1 protein-coding gene and 1 pseudogene are annotated in these 573 nt (G+C 59.2%); both read left to right on the top strand.

Annotation, left to right across the window (positions count from 1 at the left end; genetic code table 11):
- Window positions 1–241 (top strand): annotated as a pseudogene (locus tag OP495_RS18700) (sulfate adenylyltransferase small subunit); the annotation flags it as partial.
- Window positions 241–573 (top strand): GTP-binding protein (locus OP495_RS18695; RefSeq protein ID WP_280571290.1); only part of this gene is annotated, 333 nt, incomplete at its 3' end. The pseudogene OP495_RS18700 and the gene OP495_RS18695, both read left to right, overlap by 1 nt.

Raw genomic sequence — 573 nt, 5'->3', positions numbered from 1 at the left:
CATCATGGTCGACGACGACCGCATGCCGCTGGAAGAAGGCGAAGTCCCCGAAGAGAAATGGGTGCGTTTCCGTACGCTGGGCTGCTACCCGCTCACCGGCGCCGTGGAATCGCACGCCACCACGCTGCCCGAAATCATCCAGGAAATGCTGCTGACCAAGACCAGCGAACGCTCCGGCCGCGCCATCGACAAAGACCAGGCGGGGTCCATGGAGCGTAAAAAACGCGAAGGGTACTTTTAATGTCACACCAGTCATCGCTGATCGCCGACGATATCGAGTCCTACCTGCACGAGCATGAAAACAAGGATCTCTTGCGCTTCATCACCTGCGGGAGCGTCGATGACGGCAAGTCGACCCTGATCGGGCGTTTGCTGCACGATTCCAAGATGATCTACGAGGATCAGCTCGCGGCGATCACCCAGGCCTCCAAGACCAGCGGCACCACCGGCGATCAAGTCGATCTGGCGCTGCTGGTGGATGGCTTGCAGTCCGAGCGTGAGCAGGGCATCACCATCGATGTCGCCTATCGGTATTTCTCCACCGATAAGCGCAAGTTCATCATCGCCGACACG

It is taken from the genome of Chromohalobacter sp. 296-RDG, assembly GCF_029889885.1.
Lineage (GTDB): Bacteria > Pseudomonadota > Gammaproteobacteria > Pseudomonadales > Halomonadaceae > Chromohalobacter.
Note: the sequence above shows the minus strand (reverse complement) of the source record. Positions and strands in the feature narration are given on the sequence as shown.